This is a genomic window from Streptomyces sp. NPDC058650, from assembly GCF_042717315.1.
In the GTDB taxonomy this organism is placed as follows: Bacteria; Actinomycetota; Actinomycetes; order Streptomycetales; family Streptomycetaceae; genus Streptomyces.
In genome coordinates this window covers 153246-175519 of sequence record NZ_JBHXRL010000009.1, presented here as the reverse complement: position 1 = coordinate 175519, position 22274 = coordinate 153246, and the positions used below count along the sequence as shown (strand labels likewise).

Here is a 22274-nt window from a genome sequence, read left to right as displayed (position 1 = left end):
TGCTCACTTCACGATGACGCCGATCTTCGGGGCGGGTTCGTTCTGGTAGCCGGCGGGGCCGAAGTTCTTCTCCACCGCGGCGTCCCAGGAGCCGTCGGCGACCATCTTCTCCAGCGCGGTGTTGATCTTGGCCGTGAGGTCGCTGCCCTTCTGGACGCCGATGCCGTAGTTCTCGTTGCTCATCTTGAAGCCGCCGAGCTTGAACTTGTCCTTGAACTCGGCCTGCGAGGCGTACCCGGCGAGGATCGAGTCGTCGGTGGTGACGGCGTCGATGACGCCGTTCTCCAGGCCGGTCAGGCACTCGGAGTAGCCGCCGTACTCCTGGAGCTGGGCGTCGGGAGCGATCTTGTCCTTGACGTTCTGCGCGGAGGTCGAGCCGGTGACCGAGCACAGCTTCTTGTTGTTCAGGTCGGACGGCTGCTTGATCGAGTCGTCGTCCGCGCGGATCAGGACGTCCTGGTGGGCCAGGAGGTAGGGCCCGGCGAAGTCGACCTTCTCTGCCCGCTCGTCGTTGATCGAGTACGAGGCCGCGATGAAGTCCACGTCACCGCGCTGGAGCAGCGTCTCCCGGTCGGCGCTCTTGGCCTCCTTCCACACGATGTCGGACGGGTCGTGGCCGAGCTCCTTGGCGATGTACGTCGCCACGTCGACGTCGAAGCCCGTATAGGTGCCGTCCGGGGTCTTCAGGCCGATGCCGGGCTGGTCGTACTTGATGCCGACGGTGATCTGCTCGCCACCGTGGTCGCGGGACACGTCGCCGGCGGCGCCGGACGCGAGTCCGGCGGAGGTGAAGGAGAGGACGACGGCCGCGGCGACGGCCACGGTGGCCCTTCCGGTCCTGTGTGTGTTCATGTGGATCACCCCTGGGGGCTGCTGATCGGGCGACGGCCGGGCTCAGTGGTGGAGGATCTTGGACAGGAAGTCCTTGGCCCGGTCGCTGCGCGGATTGCTGAAGAACTCGTCCGGGGTCGTCTCCTCGACGATCCGTCCCTCGGCCATGAAGACGACGCGGTTGGCGGCGGAGCGGGCGAAGCCCATCTCGTGGGTGACGACCACCATCGTCATGCCGTCCCGGGCGAGTTGCTGCATGACCTCCAGGACCTCGTTGATCATCTCGGGGTCGAGCGCGGAGGTCGGCTCGTCGAAGAGCATCACCTTCGGATCCATGGCGAGGGCGCGGGCGATCGCCACGCGCTGTTGCTGACCACCGGAGAGCTGCGCCGGGTACTTGTCCGCCTGCTCGGCGACCCCGACGCGGTCGAGCAGCGCGCGGGCCCGCTGCTCGGCGGCCTTCCGGTCCTTCTTGCGGACCTTGATCTGGCCCAGGGTGACGTTGTCGAGCACCGTCTTGTGCGCGAAGAGGTTGAAGGACTGGAAGACCATGCCGACGTCGGCCCGCAGGGCCGCCAGCTCGCGGCCCTCGGCCGGGAGGGGACGTCCGTCGATGACGATCTCGCCCGAGTCGACGGTCTCCAGACGGTTGATCGCCCGGCAGAGCGTCGACTTTCCCCCGCCCGACGGCCCGATGACGACGACCACCTCGCCTCGGTGGATCGTCAGGTCGATGGACTGGAGGACGTGCAGGGTGCCGAAGTGTTTGTCCACTGCACGCAGCACGACGAGCGCGTCGCCGCCTTCCGGGACGGGCATGGCACCCTCCAAGGGTCACGCCCCCGATTGCCGCTCCCTCCTCACGTTCATGCTCCGCCCTCCGCCGGGCCCGCGCACGCCGGGCGCCGGGCGTCGGGCGGAGGGCGGAGGGCGGAGGGACGGAAGGACGGAGATCAGCCGGTGGTCTCTCGTACGGCGAGCTCGATCAGGTCGCAGACGTCGACCGGCCGGGAGGCGAGCGAGGCGTGGCTCGCGTCGAGCTCGACGGTCTCGCGCGGATTCATGCGCTGCGCCATCCGGCGCTCGTTGTCGGGGTGGATCATGCGGTCCTGGGTCGAGACCTGGTACCAGCACGGCTTGACGCGCCAGGCCGGGGCGGTGACCGTGTCGCCGAACGTGGACGCCAACGGAGCCTTCTGGGTGACGGCCATGACGAGGGCCTCGTCGGGGGCGAGGTCCTGGGCGAAGCTCTCATGGAACTTGTCCTGCGCGACCCAGAGGTAGCCGTCGGAGTCGGGGGCGATGTTCTCGAAGGCGGCCGGCGGGTGTTCCTGGCTGATCTGCCCGGGGCTCTCGCCGGAGTCGGGCGCGAAGGCGGCGATGTAGACGAGGGCCTTCACGTTCGGCAGGTCACCGGCCTCGGTGATGACGGCGCCACCGTAGGAGTGGCCGACGAGGACGACGGGTCCGTCCACCTGCTGGAGCATCTTGCGAGTGCGTTCGGCGTCGTCGGCGAGCGAGGTGAGGGGGTTCTCGACGGCGCGGAGCTTGTCGTAGCCGCGCTTGTTCAGCTCGACGATGACGTTCGCCCAGTGGGCGGCGCCGCCCCAGAATCCGTGCACGAGGACGATCGTGGGCTTGTCTGCCATGGGTGTCCGTACCGATCTGTGCGAGGGATGGATCCCGCCCCTGTCCCGCCCCGTCTCCCCGCGGCCACGCTACGTGCGCGTCGGTGGCCCCGCACGCGCGCCCGCGCGGGGCGGCGGACACTGGGGGTGGGAGCCGAGCGTCCGAGGAGGAGGGTCCGCCATGACCAGATCCGCGCCCAAGGTCAGCACGTTGCCGCCGGAACACCGGGAACGGCTGATGGCCTTCGCCGAGGACGTGTACTTCGATTCCGGTCATCGGCTGTTCGAGGAGCAGCAGCTCGCCGACCGGTTCTGGATCGTGAAGACGGGAGCGGTGACGCTCGACGCCAAGGTGCCGGGCCGCGGGTCGCCGGTGATCGAGACCCTGCGCCACGGCGAGCTCGTCGGGCTCTCCTGGATGTTCCCTCCGTACCTGTGCCAGTCGGGTGCCGAGGCGATGACGCCGGTGCGGGCGTACCAGTTCGACGCCCCGGCCGTCCGGTCGATGTGCCGCGCGGACACGGAGTTCGGCGCCTCGGTCATGTTCTGGGTGGGGGCCATCCTGGCCCATCGCCTCAACGTGACCCGGGTCCGGCTCCTGGACCTCTACGCCCCGCACGGGAGCGGCATCTTCGCGTGAGCCCCGCCCCCTCCTCGTCGAGGGGAGGGGGCGGGGCTCCGACCGGGGTCGGACGATCGTGATCAGTTCACGAAGACGGCGGGGCTGCCGGCCTGGCTGGTGTCCAGGACGGGGCCGTACTTCGCCGAGAAGTAGCCGTTGGCGGGACAGGTGCCGGGACCGCTGGCCTTGGTGAACAGCTGGTCGGTGAAGGTGAGCGAGTTGTCGGTGTTGGAGGGCGTGGCGGTGAGGCTGCCGGCGCGGTAGACGCAGGTCATCAAGCCGAGGATGCTGTTGATCTTCAGGGTGGTCTGGATCGGGCCCGCGGCGCCCGCCGTGACGGTGAGCGCGCCGCCGGAGACGACGGCCGTGCCGAACGGCAGGTTGTTGACGGTGATGCTCTGGACGCCCGTCGCGCCGACGATGTTGGTGGTGCAGCTGCTGAGCGTGTGGGCCGTGGCGGTCTCGGTGGCGGTGCCGGGCGCGGCGGGGTTGCCGGTGACCGTGGCGGTGAACGCGGAGGTGTTGCAGGTGATGCCCGTGCTGCCGCCCTGGGTGGTGGCGATCCGGGCCTTGGTTCCGGTGGGGAGCGAGGCGGAGAGGACGTCGCCGATCGCGACCGCGGGGCCGGTGGCGGAACCGGTGGTGAGGACGTTGCCGGCGGCGGAGCCGACCGCGCCGGCCTGGGTGGTCGCGGCGAGCGTGGCGGAGACGGCGAGGCCGACGGCGGCGAGGAGAGCGTGCTTGCGCATGAGGGTGCTTCCTTCCGTACGGAGGGGGGGTGGGGACGTCGGGACGTACGGATCGACGTGCGACCGCTGCCGGAACGGTCCGGCGCCACGGATGATGTCCGGCAGCGGCGTTCTGGAGAGGGGGTGCTGGAGAGGGGTGCTGGAGAGGTGCGGGAGCGTGATACTCGGTGCGGTGTGCGGTGAGGACGTGCCCCGTCCCTCGGGGATCGGCTCCACCGAACACGTGAGAACACCCGATGACACTCGGCGCACCGAGAGGAAAACCCACGAGGGTTGTAATCCTGCCGAGTACGCGACGTCAACAAGCCCGGAAGGATGTGGCCGATGACGAGTGCCCGCGAGGCCGAGGAGGAGCTCGTCCTCCCGGGGGCCCGCTCGGGTCGTGAACCGGGGCGCTCCCTGCGCCCCGGGCCGCGCCGGCTGAGCCCCGAGCAGGTGGCCTCCCGACAGCGCGAGCGGCTGCTCGACGGAGTCGCCAGGACGGTCGCGGAGAACGGCTACGCCGGGGCACGCATCAGCGACATCTGCCGGGAGGCCGGGGTGACCCGACCGGTCTTCTACGAGCTGTTCTCCGGAAAGGAGGACGCCGTCATCGCCGCGTACCGGGGCGGTACGCAGCTGGTGGTGCGCGCCATGCAGCGGGCGTACGACGAGGCGGGCGGCGCGGCGGACTGGCCGGCCTCCGTGCGGGCCGGGCTGCGGGTGCTGCTGACCCTCCTCACGCAGAACCCCGCCTTCGCCACGATGGTGGTCGAGATCGAGTCGGTGGGGCCCGCGGGGCGCGGGGCCCGCGCGGAACTTCTGGCCAGTTTTCGACGGTTCTTCGCGGACGCGCCGGCGGGGCCGCCGTGGGTGGCGCGGGGCGAGCTGGTGGACATCGTGGTGGGCGCCGTACACGCGGCGGTCCATCGCGCGGTCGACGAGGGACGGTTCACCGATCTCCCCCCTCTCCTCGACACCCTCGTGCACGTGGTGGTGGCCCCGTTCACGCCTGAATGATCGATCGCCGGAGGTCCGACAAGCAGCACACGCACGCTGGTTGACCCGGGGTAACCGCAAGCCTTACGGTCCCGGGAAGGTTCCCTGCGGCATGTCTGCCTCCGCACCACGCGAGGAAGACCCGGGCAGCTCGGGGAACGGTCCGCGCCAGGACACCGCCGCGCAGGTCTGTTTCCTCACCCACGTCAGGAGCGCCTCATGGCCATGTCCGAAAACACCCGGGAGATCGCGCACACCCCGTTACCCGACGACGGATCCGACAGACGCGGCCGGGTCCGGTTCCGCCGCGCGGCCCTGATGGGCGGGCCCGCCCTGGCGGCCGCGGCGGCTCTCGTGGTGCTGACCGCGCAGGGAGCACTCGCCGCCCAGTTCGCCATCTCGGGCATGCCGTTCACGGTGACCGCCGACAGCCTGGAGGGCCGGGGCTTCGGGCAGTTCGGCGGCCTCGACAACATGCCCGAGGGCAGCCCGAACGCCGGCGACACCGGGGGCCAGATCCTGGTCATCGTCACCGCGATCCGTGAGGCCGAACTCACCAACCTCTGCCAGAGCGTGGAGCTCGGCGGCACGTACCTGCACATCACGGCGGGCGCCAAGGGCACCCCGGTCAAGGCCTCGGGGCTCACCACCGACTCCACGGACATGTCCGGCAAGGTCGCCGACTTCGACAACATCGAGATCGGCGGCGACGCGAGCACCTTCGACAAGCCCCCGGTCAAGGGCCCGCTGGGCGTGTTCGGCCAGCAGGCCGACACCGTCCGCATCAAGGACGTGCGGCAGACCAACTACGCCACGACCGCCGTCCGGTTCACCCTGCCCGACCTGCACATGCGCTTCAGCTCGAAGGGCTGCTGAGCGTGGCGTCCGGCCGCCGGCGGTCTCCCTGGCGGGCCTTCCGGCTCTGGCGATACCGCCGCCCGTTCGGCGCCGGTCTCACGCTCGCCCTGGGCGGCGCGGAGATCCTGCTGACCCAGCGGGCGAGCATCACCGTGATCCTCACGGCGGGGGCGGACAGCCTGGTGGGCTACGTCCTGCCCCTCCTCATGGTGATCTGCGGACTGCTCGTCGTCTTCAACCCGCGCCAGCGGCTCTTCTACTCGGTCGTCGGCGTCCTGGCGTCCCTCGGGAGCTGGGTGACCTCCAATCTGGGCGGGTTCTTCATCGGCATGGCACTGGGGCTCGTCGGCAGCTCGCTCGCCTTCGGCTGGCTGCCCGACCGGCCCCGGCGCCGGTCCTGGCGCCGGGGGCGACGCCGGAAGCCGGGGACGACCGCGAGCGGGACGGCGGCGCCCACCGGAGCGGCACCCACCGCAGCCGTGGCCGGAGCGGCGGCCGGACCGGCGCCGGAGCCACGGCCTGGCGCCTGACCTGTCCGTACGGGCGGCTCCGCCGCGCCTCCACCGTCCGACGGTACGGTGGAGGCGCACCACCGACCCACCCGTACGGACGGATCCGGCGACGAGCGGCGAGGCACGCATGACCGACCCGATGACGGCACGCGAGGCGCTCGCGCTCGTCACCGACGACTTCACCGAACTCCCGTTCTCCGAGGGGCCTCTGGACGGGGACGGGCCGATCGGCTGGCCCGGCTACTCCGCCGCGCACGGCCGCGCCGCCGCCCGTTCCGGCGAGACCGAGTCGGTGATCTGCGGTACGGGCACGATCGGCGGCGTGCACGTGGTGCTGCTCTCCTTCGAGTTCCGCTTCCTCGGCGGTTCCATCGGCGAGCGGACCGGTGCCCGGGCCTCCGCCGCGCACCGCCTCGCCCGCGACCGCCGGCTGCCCGTGGTCGTGCTTCCGGCCACCGGCGGGAGCCGGATGCACGAGGGCATGCGCGCCCTGCTCCAACTCCAGGTGCTGGCCCGGGAGTCGGCGCTCACCCGGGCCGCCGGACTGGCGCAGATCGCGGTCCTGCGGGACCCGACGACCGGCGGCGGCTGGGCCACCCTCGGGGCGGGCTCCGATGTCGTCCTCGCCCTGCCGGGCGCCCAGGTCGGCTTCGCGGGCTCGCGGGTACGTCCACAGGACGCCGACCCCGGCGCCTACACGGCGGAGGCCCAGCTCGCCCACGGCCACATCGACGCCGTCGTACCGCCCGGGGAGCTGCGCGCCGCGCTCGGCCGCTGGCTCACGCTCCTCACGCGTCCCGCCGAGGGCCCGGCCGCACCCCCGCGCGCCCTGGGCGCCGGCGCCATGTCACCCGCCGAGTCGGGCCGGGAGGCCGTCGCCCGCGCCCGGCACCCCGACCGGCCCCGGGCGCCCGCCTACCTCGACGCCCACTTCACGCGGCGCGCCGGGATCTCCGGCGACCGCTGCGGAGGCACGGATCCCGGCATGCTCTGCGGCTTCGGGCAGCTGCCGGACGGCCGCACCGTCGCCTACGCCGCCCAGTGCGGCACCGCCACCCGGCCCGCCGGATTCCGTACCGCGACCCGGCTCGTCCGCCTCGCCGACCGCCTGGGGATCCCGGTCCTCACCCTCGTCGACACCCCCGGCGCCGCCAACGACCCCGAGGCCGAACAGGACGGAGCGGGCCCGGCCATCGCCGCCCTCTTCGAGGCCGTCGCCACCGCCCGGGTCCCGCTCACCTCGCTCCTCGTCGGGGAAGGCGGCTCGGGCGGCGCCCTCGCCCTCGCCGCCCCCGACAACACCTGGGCCACCCCGGACAGCTACTTCTCCGTCATCGCCCCGGAACTCGCCGCGGCCATCCTCAAACGGACACCCGAGGAAGCCGCCACCACCGCCGACCGCCTCCGTCTGCGCCCCCAGGACCTCCTCGCGCTCGGCGTCATCCGAGGCATCGTCGACGGCCCCGCTCGCGGCTAGGGGTGTCCTGTCGATCAGGCAGGACACCCGTGAACCGGTGCACCTTCCCGGTCGCGGCACAATCGTGTTGACCGCCCCGGCAGGCGGTGCTTGAGTCGGCGCGTGGACAGCATTCCTGCCAACCGGCGGTTCTGGAACCAGATCAGCAGCGCCTACCAGGACGAGCACGACCCGCAGATCGGCGCAACGCCCCGGCTGTGGGGCACGTACGCCATCCCCGACGCGCACCTGCACGCCCTGGGCGACGTCACCGGCAAGCGCGTCCTCGAACTCGGCTGCGGCGCCGGCCAGTGGTCCAGGGCGCTCGCCGCTGAGGGCGCCACCGTGGTCGGGCTCGACCTGTCCGAAGCCCAGCTCGCCGCGGCAGCTCGCGCGATGGGAGCGGCCCGCTACCCCCTGGTGCAAGGCGCCGCCGAACAACTCCCGTTCGCCGCCGCCAGCTTCGACGTGGTGTTCTGTGACTACGGCGGGCTTAGCTGGGCGCCCCCGCACCTGGCCGTCCCGCAGGTCGCACGCATCCTGCGCCGGGGTGGGCGCCTGGTGTTCAACGTCGCCAGCCCATGGTTCGAAGCCTGCTACGACGAAGCCGCCAGCCGCGTAACCACGACGCTGCACCAGGACTACTTCGGGCTGGACACCATCGCCGAAGACCAGGGCGCGGTCAGCTATCAGCTCACCTACGGCGGCTGGATCAAGGTCCTGCGCGGCGCGGGTCTCGTCATCGACGACCTCATCGAGCCGCGGCCCGAACCCGGAACAGACAACGGCTACAACCGAACCGACCCGCCTGACTGGGCACACCGCTGGCCGGCAGAAATGATCTGGGTAACCCACAAGCCGTAAGCACCGCCGCACCGAGACGTGAAGATGTCCCCTCCCCGGTCGGCCCTGGAAGATCCTGTCCCAGGCGCCATCCGCCGACCAGGTACAGGATCCGATGATGGTCCTGCGACGACTGGCCCACCGGCCGCCGCGCAGCCCTGACTTCGGCAGGTACGGCTTCAGCCGGACCCACTCCTCATTCGTGAGATCTCCCCATTCGTGAGATCTCCCCGTCCTCTCAGCGCCTGTGCTTTAATCGCATCCGTGGCGCGTGGCGCCGGCCAAAGAGCAGTGGGCCGGCCGGCGATCGGGCGACCACCTTCCCGTCGGAGGACCTCACATGAGTCCGTTCCCTACCGACCACGCCTGACCGAGGTGCGCTCGCGCGCGGCATTCCCGCGCGAGGCACCCGTGCGTTCCCACCCGTGACCGGCCGCCTCCGGCGCGCTCTCACGGCACACCCAGGGCCATCGCGCCCTTCACGGAGATCCCCATCATCATGCCCACATCGTTCAACCAGTCCGTCATCGACGAGTTCCGCGCGAACCGCGGGAAGGTCGGCGGCTACTTCGAGGGCGGCGACCTGCTGCTCCTGACCACCACCGGCGCGAAATCCGGCGCGGAGCGCACCGTGCCGCTCGGGTACGTGCGCCATGACGATCTGCTGTTGGTCGTCGGTTCGAACCTCGGGTCCGAGCAGCACCCCGACTGGTTCCACAACCTGCTGGCCCACCCGCTGGTCCGGGTGGAGATCGGTGCCGAGGAGTTCGAGGCACTCGCCGTACCCGCCGAAGGCGAGCGCCGGGACCGGCTGTTCGCGCACGTGGTGAAGGCGGAGCCCGGCTACGGCGCCTACCAGGAGAACACCGCGCGCGTGCTGCCGGTCGTGGTCCTGGAGTCCGCCGCGGTCGCCGAGGACGAGGCACCCGTCGAGGTCGCGAACCTCGCCGACAAGCTCATGGAGGTCCATCTCTGGCTCCGCGGCCAGTTGGGGCTCGTACGGGACGAGGTCGACGCGCACTTCACCGCGCGCGCGGCGCACCAGGGCCAGGGCGAGCCGCCGGCGCCGGGTCTCGGGCTCCAGATCCGGCAGCGGTGTCTCGCGTTCTGCCAGTCGCTGGAGTTCCACCACACGAGCGAGGACGCCCATCTGTTTCCCGGCCTCGAGGCACATCACCCGCACCTCGGCGAGGTCTTCGAACGGCTCCGCGTCGAACACCGCACGGTCGCCCGCCTCCAGCGGGAGCTGAGCGGACACCTCGCCGACATCGCCGGCGCGGACCCCGAGCGGTTCCGCGCCGAACTGGAGCGGATGTCGACGGAGCTCACGGCACACCTGGACTACGAGGAGGAAGCGCTGCTGCCGCTGCTCGCGGAGATCCCCTTCCCACCCGTCCGCCCCGTTCCATGATCCCTATCGGGTGAACGGCGGGCGCGTGCCCCGCACATCGGGTGCCGGAGACGCGACGATGCAACGGATACGTCCCCCTTGAGGAAAGGCCGCTTCCGTGCGCCGTGCCCTGATCGTCGTCGATGTACAGAAGGACTTCTGCGAGGGCGGCAACGTCCCCGTCAAGGGCGGGGCCGACCGGGCCGTCGCCATCGCCGATCTGATCCGGGGTGCCGACGGCAGGTACGCGCACGTCGTCGCGACCCGGGACCACCACGTCGACCCGGGCGGCCACTTCTCGGACGAGCCGGACTTCGAGAACTCGTTCCCGGTGCACTGCGTCGTCGGCACCGAAGGGGGCGAGTTCCATCCGGACTTCGAGCCCGTCGTGACCTCCGGAGCCGTGGACGAGGTCTTCTTCAAGGGCGCGCACTCCGCCTCGAAGAGCGGTTTCGAGGGCGCGACGGAGAACGGCACGCCCCTCGGGGAGTGGCTGCGCGCCCGTGAGGTCGGCGGCGTCGACGTCGTCGGGATCGCCACGGACCACTGTGTGAAGGCCACCGCGCTGGACGGCGTCCGGGCCGGCTTCGACGTGCACGTCCTGCTCGACTACACGGCCGGCGTCGCCGCCGACACCACCGGCGTCGCTCTCGACGAACTGCGCGCGGCGGGCGTCGGACTCAGCGGCGAGCCGGTGGTCCACGCCTGACGGACCTCTCCTGGCGGGCGGTGGCGCGGTCCTTTCCCGAGTCTTGTGCGGGCTCTTGCCGCCCGCTGTACGGGCGTTGAACCGTCCGCCGCGAGAGTGGCAGCACGCGAACCGGTCAGCGTTCGGGAGCCGCCCTCTTCGACCGGTGGAACGCGGCGCTGACGATGGCAGGCCGTGCGCGGACGGGACGGGTGCGGCTCATCGCTTCGGAGCCGCAGCGCCCGGCAGACGAAGAGTCCCTGGTTCGTGTCCCGCACGTCGGTTCACCAGTAGCGGCGCATGATCTCGTCGGCCCACGCGGGCTGACTGGTCGGCCCCTGGGGGCCGAACTCGGCCATGTACGGCTTGATGTCGAGTACCGGCGTGCCGTCGACGGCGTCCAGGCCCCGCACATGGAGGTCCAGGCCGTCGGTACGGATCAGCCGGCAGCGCGAGACGCCGAGGCGGTTGGGGCGGTTCTTGCCGCGCTGCGCGAAGATCCCGACGAGCGGCCACTCCGTGTTGCCGCGCGGGTGACGGGCCCCGGTCTCGACCGCGTCCGGCTTCACGCGGTCGAAGTGGTGGACGATCTCCAGGTGCGAGAAGGCGTCGAGACCGGCCAGCGCCTCGGGGCCGAAGGCCGCCGCATCCAGCCGGATCACCGACTCGACGCCGCCCCACTCGTCGTCGCGCACCTCGTCCCGCCCGCCGACGACACGCCCCACCGGGTACGAGACGACCGTCTCCGGGGCGCTGTGCTCCTGTGCCATGGGGTTCCTCCCTCCTCGCCCGTGGGACGACCCTCGTCCGTACGTGATCACGCCGACCGTACTCCCGTCGCCGACGAGCTGGTACGGGCCGTCAGATCCCCGGTCCGTACCCCGGATCAGGTCCCTGCTTCGGATGCCAGACCGTGTCGAGCCCCCAGAGCCCGACCGCGACGACGGCCAGGCAGACGAGCGCCGCCGCCCACGGCCGCAGACGCCGCGTGGCCGCGGCCCAGGTCAGGGGCGGGAGGGCGAAACCGGCGAGGAGGATCAGCGGCAGTTCGAGGAGGATCGTGCTCCAGTCGGTGTCCTGGCCCTCGAAGCCGCCGTCGTAGCTGTACGCGGCCCGGGGCACCGCGTAGGCCGCCGCGACCAGGACGCCGGCGAGGGCGAGGAGACAGCCGATGCTGTTCAGCACCCGCTCGTCGCGCTCGCCGCTCTCGGCGGCCCGCTCGTCCTCGGCGCTCTCCGGCCGGTCCTCGAAGCTCATGTCGGGTACGGACGCCGGCCGCCGCCGCGCGGTTCCCCTGTCCTGTCGGGACCGCCCCGCCGCGACCGCCCGGCCCGGATTCCCGCTCCTGTCGGTCACCTTCCCGGCTTCGGCCCGCGGCGGCGCAGGTCCTCCGCCGCCCGCGCCGTCTCACGGGCGGCTTCGCGGTGGCCGCGCTTGCGCAGGTACCAGGCGAGCCAGGCGAGCGAGTCCGCGAGCGCGGCGACGTCGTTGCTCGGGTGGATCCGGTCCAGCGACCCCAGCAGCCGAACGGCCTCCGTCGTGGCGCGCACGGCGTCGTCGGGCCGTTCGACGCGGGCCAGCCGGAGCGCGAGGTTGGACAGGGCGTGGAGGAGGCCGGGAAGGTGCGTCGCCGGGTCGCGGCGGTGGAGGCGGCGCTGGAGGTCGGCTGCCTGCTCCGCGACGGCGAGCGCCTCGGCGTGCCCGTCGCTGTCGGTGAGCCGGATGCCGAGGTTGTTCAGCGCACGGGCGAGCTCGCCCTCGTACGCGACCGGGTCGGTGTGCGCGAGTTGCCGGTAGAGCGCCACTGCCTCCGTCGCGGGCGCGACGGCGTCGCGGTGGCGCCCGAGGACCGCGAGTCGGCTGCCCAGGCTGTCCGCGGCCTCGGCGAGGAGGGGCCGGACGGTGTCCGGCGCGGCGGAGAGCCGGCGCCTGCAGAGGTGGACGGCCTCGTCGGCGGCTTCGAGCGCCTCCGTGCGTCGGCCGGCCCAGGCTCGTACCAGACCGAGGTTGTGCAGGGTCCGGGCCAGGGCGACGACGCTGCGGGTGCCGCCGTCGGCGGCTGCCGCGCGGGCGAGCGCCACGGCCTCGGTCAAGGGTTCCGCGGCGAGGTCCACCCGGCCGGAATCCGCCAGGGCCAGACCGCGTGCGGTGAGCCGGTCGACCTCACCGAGGGGATCGGCGCCCTCCCTTTCGATCCCTCCCTCCCGGCCGACCCGGTAGCCGTGGCCGCCGAGGAGACGGTCGAGGAGGATGATGGCCCGGGGCTCGCGCGCGGCGATCTCGGCGCGGAGCGCCGCCACTTCGGCGAAGTAGGGGCCGGCCTCCCGGGTACGCCCGAGGCCGGTGAGGGTGCGGGCCGCCGCGAAGGCGACCGCCGCGTGCTCGGCGAGCTCCCCCGTGTCCCGAGCCCCGGGCCTGCGCGCCCGACCCGCGGAGGCGCTCTCGGTCTCGCTCTCGCGGTACGTGTCGACCGCCGCTCGCAGCGCGTCGAGGGCCTCGGGCTGACGGCCCATCTCGCCCAGTTTGATGCCGAGGTCCCCGAGGACGGAGGCGAGTTCGTGGCGGCCGGCTCCGCTCGCCGGGTCGACGAGTGAGCGTCGTATCTCGACGGCTTCGGTGATCCGGTCGAGCGCCTCGTGGTGGCGTCCCGTCTCGGCGAGCTGGTTGCCGAGGTTCACCAGAGCGGCGGCCAGTTCCCCGCGGCTGCCGTCGACTCGCGCCGCCACGATCCGGCGCCAGTGCGCGACGGCTTCACGCGCCACCGTGCGCGCCTCCTCGCGCCGCCCCACGACGCCGAGACCGAGGGCCTGCCGGTGCAACGCTACCGCCAGGCCGGCGAGATGGGGATCCGGCGCGCCATCGGCCAGGCCCCGGTACACCCGGGCCGCCTCGCCCAGGACGTCGATGGACTCCTCGTGGCGGTCCGGGTCGCCGGCGAGCAGGGACCCCAAGACCAGGAGGGCGTAGGCGAGTTCGGGGAGGTGGCGGGCGGGGTCGGCGGCCGCCGCGCGCCGCAGCGCGGCGACGGTCCGCTCGGCCTCGTCCGTCCGGTCCGGCTCCGGTGTCTCCCCGTACGGCATGGCGCTCCCCCTTGCCCGAAAGGATGGGGGAGCAACGATCCCCGACGCCCGTGAATTCCCGGTGAAGAGACCGCCCGCCGGGGCGTGTTACCGGGTCAGGACGATCGCCGTGATCACCAGTCCGCCCCGGGCGAGCCAGCGCCCGGTGAAGTGCTCCCGCGGGGCGCCCCCGACCATCGGCCCGGGTACGAGCAGCCGCGCGTCGAAGGTGCCCGCGCGACCGTTCCCGTCGTCCGGGGTGAACTCGACCACCGCCTCGTCGAAGTCCAGCTCGCGTCCGGTCAGCGGGTACCAGGTCTTGAAGACGCTCTCCTTGGCGCTGAAGAGGAGCTTCTCCCAGGGGACCCCCGGGTCCCTGGCGTCCAGGGCGGTCAGGTGACGGCGTTCCTCGGGCAGGGACACCACCCCGAGGACGCCGTCCGGCAGGGGCTCGGCCGGCTCGGCGTCTATGCCGAGCGACACGACGTCCGTCGACCGGGCCACCGCGGCGGCCCGGTAGCCGTCGCAGTGGGTCATGCTTCCCGCGATGCCCGCCGGCCACCGTGGCTCCCCGCGCGGGCCCGGTGTCAGGGGCCCCACGGGCACCCCGAACCGGCCCAGCGCGAGCCGCGCGCAGAGCCGGACGGTGGCGAACTCCTGCCGCCGCTTCTCGACCGAGTTGGCGACGAGCGCCGTCTCCTCGGGGAAGAGCGTGACCTGTTCGGAGTCGTCGAGGCGCCACGCCGTGGCGACCGACCCGGGCACGAGCTCGCCGATCATGGTGTTCCCTCCGCGTACGGGGTGATCACGGGGTGGTGACGGGCCGGACCGTCAGGCCGGGTTCTTCACGTCCGCGACGTAGTTCGCACCGCCGAGGCAGTCGCGGATCTCGTAGCGGGGCGCGGTCGTCCCGGTCCACCGGAGGAAGCCGGTGGCGCCGGTCGCGGCCGTCATGTCGATGAATCGGCATCCGTCGTAGATCAGCTTGCCGGCGGTGGTGGCGACGGCGCTGGTCCCCACCTGGTGCGAGCCCATCAGCGCACAGTCGGTGTAGCGGACCGTCGGGCCGCGGTCGCCGTTCGCGTTGAAGGCGTACGTGTGCGTGACGGCGTCCGGCGCCCACGACTTGAAGCTCAGCGCGGTGTCGTCGCACGACACGAAGCTGATGCTGCCCTTGTACCAGCGGGAGTCGATCACCTTGTGGCCGAGGCCGCGCAGCTCGAAGCGGATGCCCTGGGCGTACAGGCGCATGGTGGAGTCGGCCCGGGTGGGCGCGTCCGAGGTGAGCTGGAAGAAGGTGCCGTTCGACGCGGCGTCGGTGAGGATGTAGGAGCCGCCGATGAAGTTCATCGAGCCGCCGCGGTTGTTCTTCACGAACACACCGGACTGGTACTCGACCTTGCAGTCGCGGAACCAGTAGTTGAGGAACTGGTCCTGCTGGGTCGCGGCCGGGGTCATCCCCATGACGAGGAACGCGTCGGAGTAGGAGCCGCCGACCTGGCAACGGTCCCAGCCCATCTCGCTGTTCAGGTTGGAGGTAGTGGCCGGGCCGTCGAGGCCGATGCCGCGCTTCCAGCTGCCGCGCCACTCCACGTCGGTGTACCAGGTGTCCTGCACGCCGTAGGCGGCCGAGGAGTAGGCGTAGTTGAAGCTCGACGTGGCGTTCTCGCTGGTGAAGGTCAGCCCGGAGATCCGGATGTTCTTGTAGCGCTGGTAGTTGGTCCACAGCGTCGTGTCGTTCGCGGTCGGCGCGTACACGATGCGGGACAGCCGCTTGCCGTAGCCGGTGATCGAGATGCCGTCGACGATGCCACCGCCGCCCTCGCCGTTCACGTTGGGCAGGAGCGAGTCGGGCTGGGTCAGCAGGTAGGTGCCCGGCGGGATGACCAGCACCTTCTTCGGGACGGCCCCCGAGATCGGGTCCGGCTGGAAGGAGGCGAGCACCTCCGCGGCGGCCGCGCGGAAGGCGGCGTCGCTGGCGGTGGCGCCGGTCGGGTCCGCGCCCTTGCTGATGACGTCGACGCTGTACGGGTCGTCCCCCGCGCCGGCGGCGTATGCCGGGCTCCCGCCGAGCGCCAGAGCGCCCGCGGCGCCCGCGCCGGCCGTCGCCATTCCGCGTATGAGCGAACGTCGATCCATGTTCCCGGTCATTCGTAACCCCCCATAGTCATGATCATGAAACAGACGGGACATACGATCACGACTCCGGCGCGGAAGCAAGACCGGTCCGCCCAACAGGACCCGTCCGTACGGGGCCTGTTGGGCGGACCGGCCCCCTCCGGCCCTTAGGCGCCGCGCCGGATCCGGGCGGCCTGGCGGGCCTCGGCCTGCTTGCGGGCCTCGGCGGAGCGGCGGGATTCGTTCTTGGCGCGGCCGGGCTTGCCGGGGACGGTGCCCATGCCGCGGAAGGCAGCGCCGCGCTGGGAGCGTTCGGGGGTGACGGGCGCGTTGCCTCCGATGGCGACGCCGGAGGGGGTCTTGGCGCCGGTGATCCGGGTCAGTTCGGCCTCGCCCGAGCGGACCGGGGTGATCTGCGGCCGGATGCCCGCGTCGGTCATGAGGCGGGCCACGTCCTTGCGCTGGTCCGGCGTGACCAGGGTGACGACGCTGCCGGACTCACCGGCCCGCGCCGTACGGCCGCCGCGGTGCAGGTAGTCCTTGTGGTCGGCGGGCGGGTCGACGTTGACGACGAGGTCGAGGTCCTCGATGTGGATGCCGCGGGCCGCGACGTTCGTCGCGACGAGGACGGTGACTGCGCCGGTCCTGAACCGCTCCAGGGTGTGGATCCGCTGCGGCTGCGACTTGCCGCCGTGCAGCGCCGCCGCGCGGACCCCGCTGCCGAGGAGGTGGCGGGTGAACCGGTCGACGGCGTGCTTGGTGTCCAGGAACATGAGCACCCGGCCGTCCCGGGCGGCGATCTCCGTGGCGGTGGCGTACTTGTCGGGTCCGTGGACCTGGAGGACGTGGTGTTCCATCGTGGTGACGGCGCCGGCCGAGGGGTCGACGGAGTGGACCACCGGGTCGTCGAGGTACTCCCGGACCAGCCGGTCGACGTTGTGGTCGAGGGTGGCCGAGAAGAGCAGGTGCTGCCCGCCGGGCGCCACCTGGTCGAGCAGCTCGGTGACCTGGGGCATGAAGCCGAGGTCGGTCATCTGGTCGGCCTCGTCGAGGACGGTGATCCGCACCTGGTCGAGGTGGCAGTCGCGGCGCTCGACGAGGTCCATGAGGCGCCCGGGGGTGGCGACGACGACCTCGGCGCCCTCTCTCAGTGCGACGACCTGCTTGTTGATCGACACGCCGCCGAAGACGGTCGCCGTCCGCAGCTTCAGGGCCTTGGCGTACGGCTCGATGGCGGCGGTGATCTGCTGGGCGAGCTCACGCGTGGGGACGAGGACCAGGGCAAGCGGCTTCTTGGCGTCGGCGCGTCGGCCGGCCGTCCGGGTGAGGAGCGCGAGGCCGAAGGCGAGCGTCTTGCCGGAGCCGGTGCGCGCGCGGCCCAGGACGTCGCGTCCCGCGAGGGCGTTCGGCAGGGTCGCGGCCTGGATCGGGAACGGGGTGGTGACGCCGAGGTCGGTCAGCGTCCGCAGGAGCTCCGCGGGGAGTTCCATGGCGTCGAAGGTGTCGGCGGGCGGCAGGGCCGGCGTGATGGTGTCCGGTAGCGCGAACTCACCCTTGACGGGGGCGGGGCGGCGGGTGTCGTTCGTACGGTCCGAGCGGTTCATGGGGCCTTCCTCGATGCGGCGATGCGGAGATGCGGCGCGTATCGAGGAATCCACGGCGTGAATGCGCCGGAGGAATTGCAGGAACGGGCCGAGAACAGTACCTGTACGGATCCGGGCATATCCGTGCGATGCGGTACCACGTCACGGGATCCGGTGTCGGAATGCCGGGGACCTGCCGGGCAGCGGCCTACGGCCGGCGGCGGGTTGCAGACCCGGTAAAACGGCGACGGCCGGTGCCCCCCACCCTGGGGGTGGGGGGCACCGGCTGCGTCAAGCGTCAAGCTTAGGCGGGGGTGATGTTCTCCGCCTGCGGGCCCTTCTGGCCCTGCGTGACGTCGAAGTTCACCTTCTGGCCCTCCTGCAGCTCACGGAAGCCGGAGGACGCGATGTTCGAGTAGTGGGCGAAGACGTCGGGGCCTCCACCCTCCTGCTCGATGAAGCCGAAGCCCTTTTCCGAGTTGAACCACTTAACGGTGCCGGTAGCCATGCGATATCTCCTTCGAGGCATTACCCGGAATTCACACTGCGCGAATCCCGGCGTCGCCGCGATGATTGCCCCGTCCGGAAAAAGCACCGAAAATACAAAAAGTGCTCTGACGGTAACGAACCCGCCTAAGCACTTGAAGTCTATGGGAACCACAACTGCAACTGATAACTACTGTATCACGTAATGGGCCGGAGGGCTCTTTGGGGCGGAACTTCTTCGATTCGCGTGTCGGCCGGGCCCCCGCGGCCCTGCCACCGCCCGCCCGTGGCCCCGCCACCGCACGCCTGTGACCCCGTCCCGCGTCGTCCCGCGCGCCTCGCGCAGCGCCGTACGGTGATCACCAGGCCGAGGAAGACGGCGACGCCGCTCTCGTGGAAGCGGCCGAGGACGGCGACGATCGTGACCCGCGGGTGTCCGGCCATGTGCACCGGCCCGACGGAGGGGCACCGTGACGACCTCGGCCTCGTCGGCCACGGCATGGTGAAGGTCCTCGACGGCGGCCTCGGTCCGGCCTTGTCCCGGCCTGCCGTGGGAGCCTGCGGTCGCGTTCGCCGCCCTCGCCCACTACCACCGGGAGCTCTGAGCCCTCGGTCAACTCCCCTCGCTCCAGGACGATGTGGCAGAGTCGGGACGGGTTCGGGGTGAGGGGGCTGCGTGGCGCGAGTGGTCGACGGTCGGTTCGAGCTGGTGGCACGGCTCGGCGGTGGCGGCATGGGAACGGTGTGGCGGGCGCGGGACACGGCGCTGCACCGCGACGTCGCCCTCAAGGAGGTGCGCCCGCCCGACCCCGCGCTGGCGGAGTACGACCCCGAGGGCGCCCGCGCCCTGCGCGCCCGCGTCCTGCGCGAGGCGAGAGCCCTCGCCCGTATCGCCCATCCGCACGTGGCGACCATCCATCACATCGTGGACGGCGGCGAGGACACGTACCCCTGGCTCGTCATGGAGCTGGTCACCGGCGGCTCCCTCCAGGACCGGCTCGACCGGGGTCCGCTGTCGCCGACCGAGACGGCCACGCTGGGGCGCGGGGTGCTGTCCGGGCTGCGGGCGGCGCACGCGGCGGGCATCCAGCACCGGGACATCAAGCCCGCCAACGTCCTGCTGCGACCGGACGGCCGGCCGGTCCTCACCGACTTCGGGATCGCGGCGGTGCACGGCGCGACGGCGCTCACCGCCGCCGGTTCGATCATCGGCACCCCCGACTACATGGCGCCCGAGCGGGTCGGCGGCGAGGAGGGCGGCCCGGCCGCCGACCTCTGGTCGCTGGCGATGATGCTGTACGTCGCGGTGGAGGGGCACCATCCGCTGCGGCGGGCCAACACGCTGGCGACCCTCGCCGCCGTCCTCGGCGAGGACGTGCCGCCGCCGCGGAACGCGGGAGCCCTGGCGCGGGTCCTGACGGACGTCCTGGTCCGGGACCCCGCGGCGCGACCGGACGCCGAGACGTTGGACCGGCTGCTCGCGGAGGCGGAGACCCCGGCGCCGCCACCCGCCGCGGCCGGCGCCCCCACCTCGTACCCGTTGGCTCCGCCCCTCCCCGCCGCTCCGCCCGGGAAGCCCGGGAAGCCCGGCAAGCGGCGGGTCACGGTGTACGCGGGGGCCGTCGCCGCCGTGGCGCTCGGCGGCGTACTCGTCTGGTCGCTGCTGCCCGACGGCGACGGTGACGGTGGCGATGACGGCGGGAAGGCGGGCGGCGCGCCGTCCTCCGTGGTGCCGTCGGCGCCCGCGTCCCCGTCCGCGTCGACGTCGACAGGCGCACCCGCCGGTGGCTCCGGGATCACCATCGGGATCAAGTTCGACCAGCCCGGGCTCGGCTGGAAGAACCCGGACGGCACCTTCTCGGGCTTCGACGTGGACGTGGCCGCGTACGTCGCCCGCGCGCTCGGTCACGACCTCGCCGACGTCACGTGGAAGGAGGCCAGGAGCGCCACCCGCGAGTCCCTCCTCACCGGCGGTGAGGTCGACCTCGTCGTGGCCACGTACACGGTCAACGACCAGCGGAAGCGGCGCGTCGACTTCGTCGGCCCCTATCTCGTGGCCCATCAGGACGTCCTGCTGCGGGCGGCCGACACCGCCGTGACGCGCCCGGCGGACCTGAACGGCCGGAAGGTCTGCTCGGCCGTGGGCTCCACCTCCGCGCTCAACGTCCGGACGCTCGCCCCGCAGGCGCAGCTCCGGGAGTACGACGGTTACGCGCGCTGTGTCGACGATCTGGCGTCCGGCGCCGTCGACGCCGTCACCACCGACGACTCGCTCCTCGCCGGCTACGCCGCCCAGGCGGCGTTCAAGGGCAGGTTCAGGCTCGCCGGCTTCCGCACGACCGACGAGCCGTACGGCATCGGCCTCCCGAAGGGCAGCCCGCTCACGTCGAAGGTCCGGTCCGCGCTGGAGCAGATGGTCTCCGACGGCTCCTGGCAGGCCGCAGTCCAGCGGAACCTTCCGCTCCTGCGCGCGGACGCGCCGCCGCCGCTGCGGTAGCCGGGCGCGGCCTTCGGGTCTCGTGTTCGGGTGATCGTCCGCTGCTAGTGTCCGGTGCGGGGCGTGTGTCCCGTCCCAGGGTGAGGAGGAGCCCATGAACGCCGCGGACGAAGGACGGCAGCAGCTGGACGCGGCCAGCGTCCTCAACGCCAAGAGAACGCTCCTCCAGCTCCTGGCCAGGGCCGGGGTCTGGTCCGGCGACGCCGAGGAACTCATCGGGCTCGTGGAGGCCGGCGCCCTCGCCCTCGCCCACACCGAGATCGGCGACAGCGGACGGAGCGGGCCGGGAGACAAGGGCGAGCTCTACGAGGCCGGCTGGCGGGACGGCACCCGGGCCGTCGCCGACGCACTCGCGGACATCGCCGAGCGCACGCTGCGCCACGCCCTCGCCCCCGATCCGACGGTGTCGTCGCCCGACGAGCGTTCCCCCGTCGGGCGGGCGGAGATGGAGCGGGCGAAGGTCGCGATCACGCCGCTCTACCTCTCGTACACCGAGGTCTCCGACCTGGACCCCGACGCCACCGAGCAGGTGCTCACCGCCGTCCTCGGCACGATGAGCCCCCGCCAGCGCGCGGGGTACCCGGGCCGTCTGACGGAGTTCTCCACGACCCATCACGCGCGCCTGGAGCGGTTGTACGCGGAGTACGGCCCCGGCAGCGCGATCGCGATCCACGGCCGCTATTCGCTCGTCCACTCCCCCACCAGCGTCGCCGTCCTGGAGCGGCTCGCCGCCGCGCCGGAGACGCTGCACGAGGAGTGGGACGCCGCCGAACTGCCGCCCGCGTGGCTGGACGGGCTGACCACGGCCTGGGGTTCCGCGGCCTAGGGTCTGTCGTTTGGATCAGGCCGGATCAGGGAGCGGGGTCTGGTGCCGTGCATCGCAAGGCGGAGGAGGGAGTCGACGTGGTGGGGGTACCTCCCGTGCCCGAAGGGCTACGGGGGACGTCGGCGAGTGACGACAACGCGGCGAGGCGCGGTGCCAGGCGCCGCGAGCCCGGCATGATCCAAACGACAGGCCCTAGCTGTATCGATCACGAGCGGTCCGGCTCGGGCGGTCCACGACCTCCTGGTCGAGCGTGAACGCCTTCGCGGGGGTGGCGGCGGCCATCGCCGCCACGGCCGCCCGGTGCGGGTCCGTCCATTCGAGGAGCCGGCGGGCTTCCCCGCCGGCTTTCAGCAGCGCTTCCGCGCGCACCCACAGGCGGAGCAGGGCCGCGCCCGGGTCAGGCCCGCCGGCTGCCGCCCGTACGTCGGCCTCGGGCAGGATCCGGCTCAGTACCGACAGGGGGCCCGGCCTGCGCGTGGAGGGCTCCACGTCGACGCCGACGGCGCCGGGGCCGACGGCCGCCGCGACCAGCCCGTCGGCGTGGCTCAGGCTGATACCCACGCCGGGGTGGTCCCGCAGGTACGGGCGGCCGTGGCCGGTCCGCCCGCACCCGGTGCAGTACTGGGCGGGTGCCGACTCCTCCGGTGAACCCCCGGTGAACCGGGCGACGCACAGCCGCAGCAGCAGCCGTGCGGCCAGGACGTCGTCCCGGCGGCTCGGCACGCGGACCGCGTCCAGCCGGCGCAGCTCCCACGGTTCGAGCAGTCCCTCGTGCAGCCGCGGGTGGGCGAGGACTTCGCCGGTGGTGGCGACGGCGACCAGGCCCGTACGGGAGTCCCGGCCCGGCAGCGGGCCACCCCCGGTCACGTGCGCGTGCTCACCCCGCGGCGGTCGCACCGGGGGCGGCGGCCGTCGCGGACGGGGTCAGAAAGCGCCGCTCCACGCGGCTGAGCGTGCGGAAGTCGTCGATGGTGACTTCCTGGAGGTCGATGGTGTCGCCGGAGATCTCCTCCAGGAGGTCGATGAACTCCAGGAAGTCCATCGAGTCGATGAGCCGGGCCTCGATGAGGTCCTCGTCGACGTCGATCGGGCCGTCGAGGCCGGGGTTCTTCTCGTGGAGCCACTCGGCGATGCGTTCCATGGTGCGGGT

General features: G+C 72.2%; 23 protein-coding genes. 10 read left to right on the top strand and 13 right to left on the bottom strand.

Annotated elements, in window-relative coordinates:
* Positions 1-3: 3 nt before the first annotated feature.
* From ACFWWU_RS18605 to ACFWWU_RS18595, 3 genes are all read right to left on the bottom strand, one after another.
* Complete coding sequence (locus ACFWWU_RS18605; protein ID WP_384146352.1) at positions 4-852, bottom strand: glutamate ABC transporter substrate-binding protein; 849 nt, start codon at positions 850-852, stop codon at positions 4-6.
* Positions 853-894: 42 nt separating this feature from the next.
* Positions 895-1650: an amino acid ABC transporter ATP-binding protein gene (locus tag ACFWWU_RS18600; protein ID WP_384146349.1), complete on the bottom strand. Its 756-nt coding sequence runs from the start codon at positions 1648-1650 to the stop codon at positions 895-897.
* A 134-nt stretch (positions 1651-1784) separates the two neighbouring features.
* Entirely contained in the window at positions 1785-2480 is a 696-nt protein-coding gene (locus tag ACFWWU_RS18595; RefSeq protein WP_384146346.1) for an alpha/beta hydrolase, read from the bottom strand.
* 160 nt (positions 2481-2640) lie between these two features.
* Here ACFWWU_RS18595 and ACFWWU_RS18590 point away from each other — a divergent pair, with 160 nt between their 5' ends.
* Positions 2641-3099 (top strand): Crp/Fnr family transcriptional regulator, encoded by a 459-nt coding sequence (locus ACFWWU_RS18590; protein WP_384146343.1) that lies wholly within the window; start codon positions 2641-2643, stop codon positions 3097-3099.
* A gap of 62 nt (positions 3100-3161) precedes the next feature.
* Here ACFWWU_RS18590 and ACFWWU_RS18585 read toward each other — a convergent pair whose 3' ends face one another.
* A complete protein-coding gene (locus tag ACFWWU_RS18585) occupies positions 3162-3830 on the bottom strand; it encodes a Tat pathway signal sequence domain protein (protein WP_384146340.1) in 669 nt (222 codons plus the stop codon).
* A 324-nt stretch (positions 3831-4154) separates the two neighbouring features.
* On the opposite strand from ACFWWU_RS18585, the gene ACFWWU_RS18580 reads away from it, so the two are divergent.
* The 7 genes from ACFWWU_RS18580 (at position 4155) to ACFWWU_RS18550 (ending at position 10576) form a co-directional block, all read left to right on the top strand.
* Complete coding sequence (locus ACFWWU_RS18580; protein WP_384146337.1) at positions 4155-4829, top strand: TetR/AcrR family transcriptional regulator; 675 nt, start codon at positions 4155-4157, stop codon at positions 4827-4829.
* Positions 4830-5027: 198 nt separating this feature from the next.
* Positions 5028-5684, top strand: a complete 657-nt coding sequence (locus ACFWWU_RS18575) for a DUF6230 family protein (protein ID WP_384146335.1) — start codon at positions 5028-5030, stop codon at positions 5682-5684.
* A 2-nt stretch (positions 5685-5686) separates the two neighbouring features.
* Positions 5687-6196 (top strand): DUF6114 domain-containing protein, encoded by a 510-nt coding sequence (locus ACFWWU_RS18570; protein WP_384146332.1) that lies wholly within the window; start codon positions 5687-5689, stop codon positions 6194-6196.
* A 109-nt stretch (positions 6197-6305) separates the two neighbouring features.
* Positions 6306-7655, top strand: coding sequence for a carboxyl transferase domain-containing protein (locus ACFWWU_RS18565; protein ID WP_384146329.1), 1350 nt, complete (start codon positions 6306-6308; stop codon positions 7653-7655).
* Positions 7656-7757: 102 nt separating this feature from the next.
* The gene (locus ACFWWU_RS18560; RefSeq protein WP_384146326.1) at positions 7758-8498 is read left to right on the top strand and encodes a class I SAM-dependent methyltransferase; all 741 of its coding nucleotides are present in this window, start codon (positions 7758-7760) and stop codon (positions 8496-8498) included.
* A gap of 478 nt (positions 8499-8976) precedes the next feature.
* On the top strand, positions 8977-9888 hold the full coding sequence (locus ACFWWU_RS18555) for a nitroreductase/quinone reductase family protein (RefSeq protein WP_384146323.1): 912 nt from the start codon (positions 8977-8979) through the stop codon (positions 9886-9888).
* Between the two features lie 97 nt (positions 9889-9985).
* Positions 9986-10576: an isochorismatase family protein gene (locus tag ACFWWU_RS18550; RefSeq protein WP_384146318.1), complete on the top strand. Its 591-nt coding sequence runs from the start codon at positions 9986-9988 to the stop codon at positions 10574-10576.
* 263 nt (positions 10577-10839) lie between these two features.
* On the opposite strand, the gene ACFWWU_RS18545 is transcribed toward ACFWWU_RS18550, so the two are convergent.
* The 7 genes from ACFWWU_RS18545 to ACFWWU_RS18515 all read right to left on the bottom strand — a co-directional run bounded on the left by ACFWWU_RS18545 (position 10840) and on the right by ACFWWU_RS18515 (position 17823).
* Positions 10840-11325: an SAM-dependent methyltransferase gene (locus ACFWWU_RS18545; protein WP_384146315.1), complete on the bottom strand. Its 486-nt coding sequence runs from the start codon at positions 11323-11325 to the stop codon at positions 10840-10842.
* Between the two features lie 91 nt (positions 11326-11416).
* Entirely contained in the window at positions 11417-11812 is a 396-nt protein-coding gene (locus ACFWWU_RS18540; RefSeq protein WP_384146312.1) for a hypothetical protein, read from the bottom strand.
* Positions 11813-11907: 95 nt separating this feature from the next.
* A complete protein-coding gene (locus ACFWWU_RS18535; RefSeq protein ID WP_384146309.1) occupies positions 11908-13635 on the bottom strand; it encodes a tetratricopeptide repeat protein in 1728 nt (575 codons plus the stop codon).
* An 87-nt stretch (positions 13636-13722) separates the two neighbouring features.
* Entirely contained in the window at positions 13723-14394 is a 672-nt protein-coding gene (locus ACFWWU_RS18530; protein WP_384146306.1) for a 4'-phosphopantetheinyl transferase, read from the bottom strand.
* A 51-nt stretch (positions 14395-14445) separates the two neighbouring features.
* On the bottom strand, positions 14446-15726 hold the full coding sequence (locus tag ACFWWU_RS18525; RefSeq protein WP_384146303.1) for a hypothetical protein: 1281 nt from the start codon (positions 15724-15726) through the stop codon (positions 14446-14448).
* Between the two features lie 173 nt (positions 15727-15899).
* On the bottom strand, positions 15900-17336 hold the full coding sequence (locus ACFWWU_RS18520; RefSeq protein ID WP_384146300.1) for a DEAD/DEAH box helicase: 1437 nt from the start codon (positions 17334-17336) through the stop codon (positions 15900-15902).
* Between the two features lie 283 nt (positions 17337-17619).
* Complete coding sequence (locus tag ACFWWU_RS18515) at positions 17620-17823, bottom strand: cold-shock protein (protein ID WP_024760785.1); 204 nt, start codon at positions 17821-17823, stop codon at positions 17620-17622.
* Positions 17824-18534: 711 nt separating this feature from the next.
* Between ACFWWU_RS18515 and ACFWWU_RS18510 the strand changes: the two genes are divergently transcribed.
* Both ACFWWU_RS18510 and ACFWWU_RS18505 read left to right on the top strand, forming a co-directional pair.
* Positions 18535-20298, top strand: a complete 1764-nt coding sequence (locus ACFWWU_RS18510) for a bifunctional serine/threonine-protein kinase/glutamate ABC transporter substrate-binding protein (RefSeq protein ID WP_384146728.1) — start codon at positions 18535-18537, stop codon at positions 20296-20298.
* 94 nt (positions 20299-20392) lie between these two features.
* Complete coding sequence (locus tag ACFWWU_RS18505; RefSeq protein WP_384146296.1) at positions 20393-21124, top strand: hypothetical protein; 732 nt, start codon at positions 20393-20395, stop codon at positions 21122-21124.
* Between the two features lie 192 nt (positions 21125-21316).
* Here ACFWWU_RS18505 and ACFWWU_RS18500 read toward each other — a convergent pair whose 3' ends face one another.
* Both ACFWWU_RS18500 and ACFWWU_RS18495 read right to left on the bottom strand, forming a co-directional pair.
* Entirely contained in the window at positions 21317-21991 is a 675-nt protein-coding gene (locus tag ACFWWU_RS18500) for a 4'-phosphopantetheinyl transferase family protein (RefSeq protein ID WP_384146293.1), read from the bottom strand.
* Positions 21992-22001: 10 nt separating this feature from the next.
* Entirely contained in the window at positions 22002-22265 is a 264-nt protein-coding gene (locus tag ACFWWU_RS18495) for an acyl carrier protein (RefSeq protein ID WP_384146290.1), read from the bottom strand.
* Positions 22266-22274: the final 9 nt, after the last annotated feature.

Bases quoted from the DNA above. Each gene is read 5' to 3' on its own strand.
- ACFWWU_RS18605 (WP_384146352.1), bottom strand. From the start codon at position 852: ATGAACACACACAGGACCGGAAGGGCCACCGTGGCCGTCGCCGCGGCC.
- ACFWWU_RS18600 (WP_384146349.1), bottom strand. From the start codon at position 1,650: ATGCCCGTCCCGGAAGGCGGCGACGCGCTCGTCGTGCTGCGTGCAGTG.
- ACFWWU_RS18595 (WP_384146346.1), bottom strand. From the start codon at position 2,480: ATGGCAGACAAGCCCACGATCGTCCTCGTGCACGGATTCTGGGGCGGC.
- ACFWWU_RS18590 (WP_384146343.1), top strand. From the start codon at position 2,641: ATGACCAGATCCGCGCCCAAGGTCAGCACGTTGCCGCCGGAACACCGG.
- ACFWWU_RS18585 (WP_384146340.1), bottom strand. From the start codon at position 3,830: ATGCGCAAGCACGCTCTCCTCGCCGCCGTCGGCCTCGCCGTCTCCGCC.
- ACFWWU_RS18580 (WP_384146337.1), top strand. From the start codon at position 4,155: ATGACGAGTGCCCGCGAGGCCGAGGAGGAGCTCGTCCTCCCGGGGGCC.
- ACFWWU_RS18575 (WP_384146335.1), top strand. From the start codon at position 5,028: ATGGCCATGTCCGAAAACACCCGGGAGATCGCGCACACCCCGTTACCC.
- ACFWWU_RS18565 (WP_384146329.1), top strand. From the start codon at position 6,306: ATGACCGACCCGATGACGGCACGCGAGGCGCTCGCGCTCGTCACCGAC.
- ACFWWU_RS18555 (WP_384146323.1), top strand. From the start codon at position 8,977: ATGCCCACATCGTTCAACCAGTCCGTCATCGACGAGTTCCGCGCGAAC.
- ACFWWU_RS18545 (WP_384146315.1), bottom strand. From the start codon at position 11,325: ATGGCACAGGAGCACAGCGCCCCGGAGACGGTCGTCTCGTACCCGGTG.
- ACFWWU_RS18540 (WP_384146312.1), bottom strand. From the start codon at position 11,812: ATGAGCTTCGAGGACCGGCCGGAGAGCGCCGAGGACGAGCGGGCCGCC.
- ACFWWU_RS18535 (WP_384146309.1), bottom strand. From the start codon at position 13,635: ATGCCGTACGGGGAGACACCGGAGCCGGACCGGACGGACGAGGCCGAG.
- ACFWWU_RS18530 (WP_384146306.1), bottom strand. From the start codon at position 14,394: ATGATCGGCGAGCTCGTGCCCGGGTCGGTCGCCACGGCGTGGCGCCTC.
- ACFWWU_RS18525 (WP_384146303.1), bottom strand. From the start codon at position 15,726: ATGGCGACGGCCGGCGCGGGCGCCGCGGGCGCTCTGGCGCTCGGCGGG.
- ACFWWU_RS18520 (WP_384146300.1), bottom strand. From the start codon at position 17,336: ATGAACCGCTCGGACCGTACGAACGACACCCGCCGCCCCGCCCCCGTC.
- ACFWWU_RS18515 (WP_024760785.1), bottom strand. From the start codon at position 17,823: ATGGCTACCGGCACCGTTAAGTGGTTCAACTCGGAAAAGGGCTTCGGC.
- ACFWWU_RS18510 (WP_384146728.1), top strand. From the start codon at position 18,535: ATGGGAACGGTGTGGCGGGCGCGGGACACGGCGCTGCACCGCGACGTC.
- ACFWWU_RS18505 (WP_384146296.1), top strand. From the start codon at position 20,393: ATGAACGCCGCGGACGAAGGACGGCAGCAGCTGGACGCGGCCAGCGTC.
- ACFWWU_RS18495 (WP_384146290.1), bottom strand. From the start codon at position 22,265: ATGGAACGCATCGCCGAGTGGCTCCACGAGAAGAACCCCGGCCTCGAC.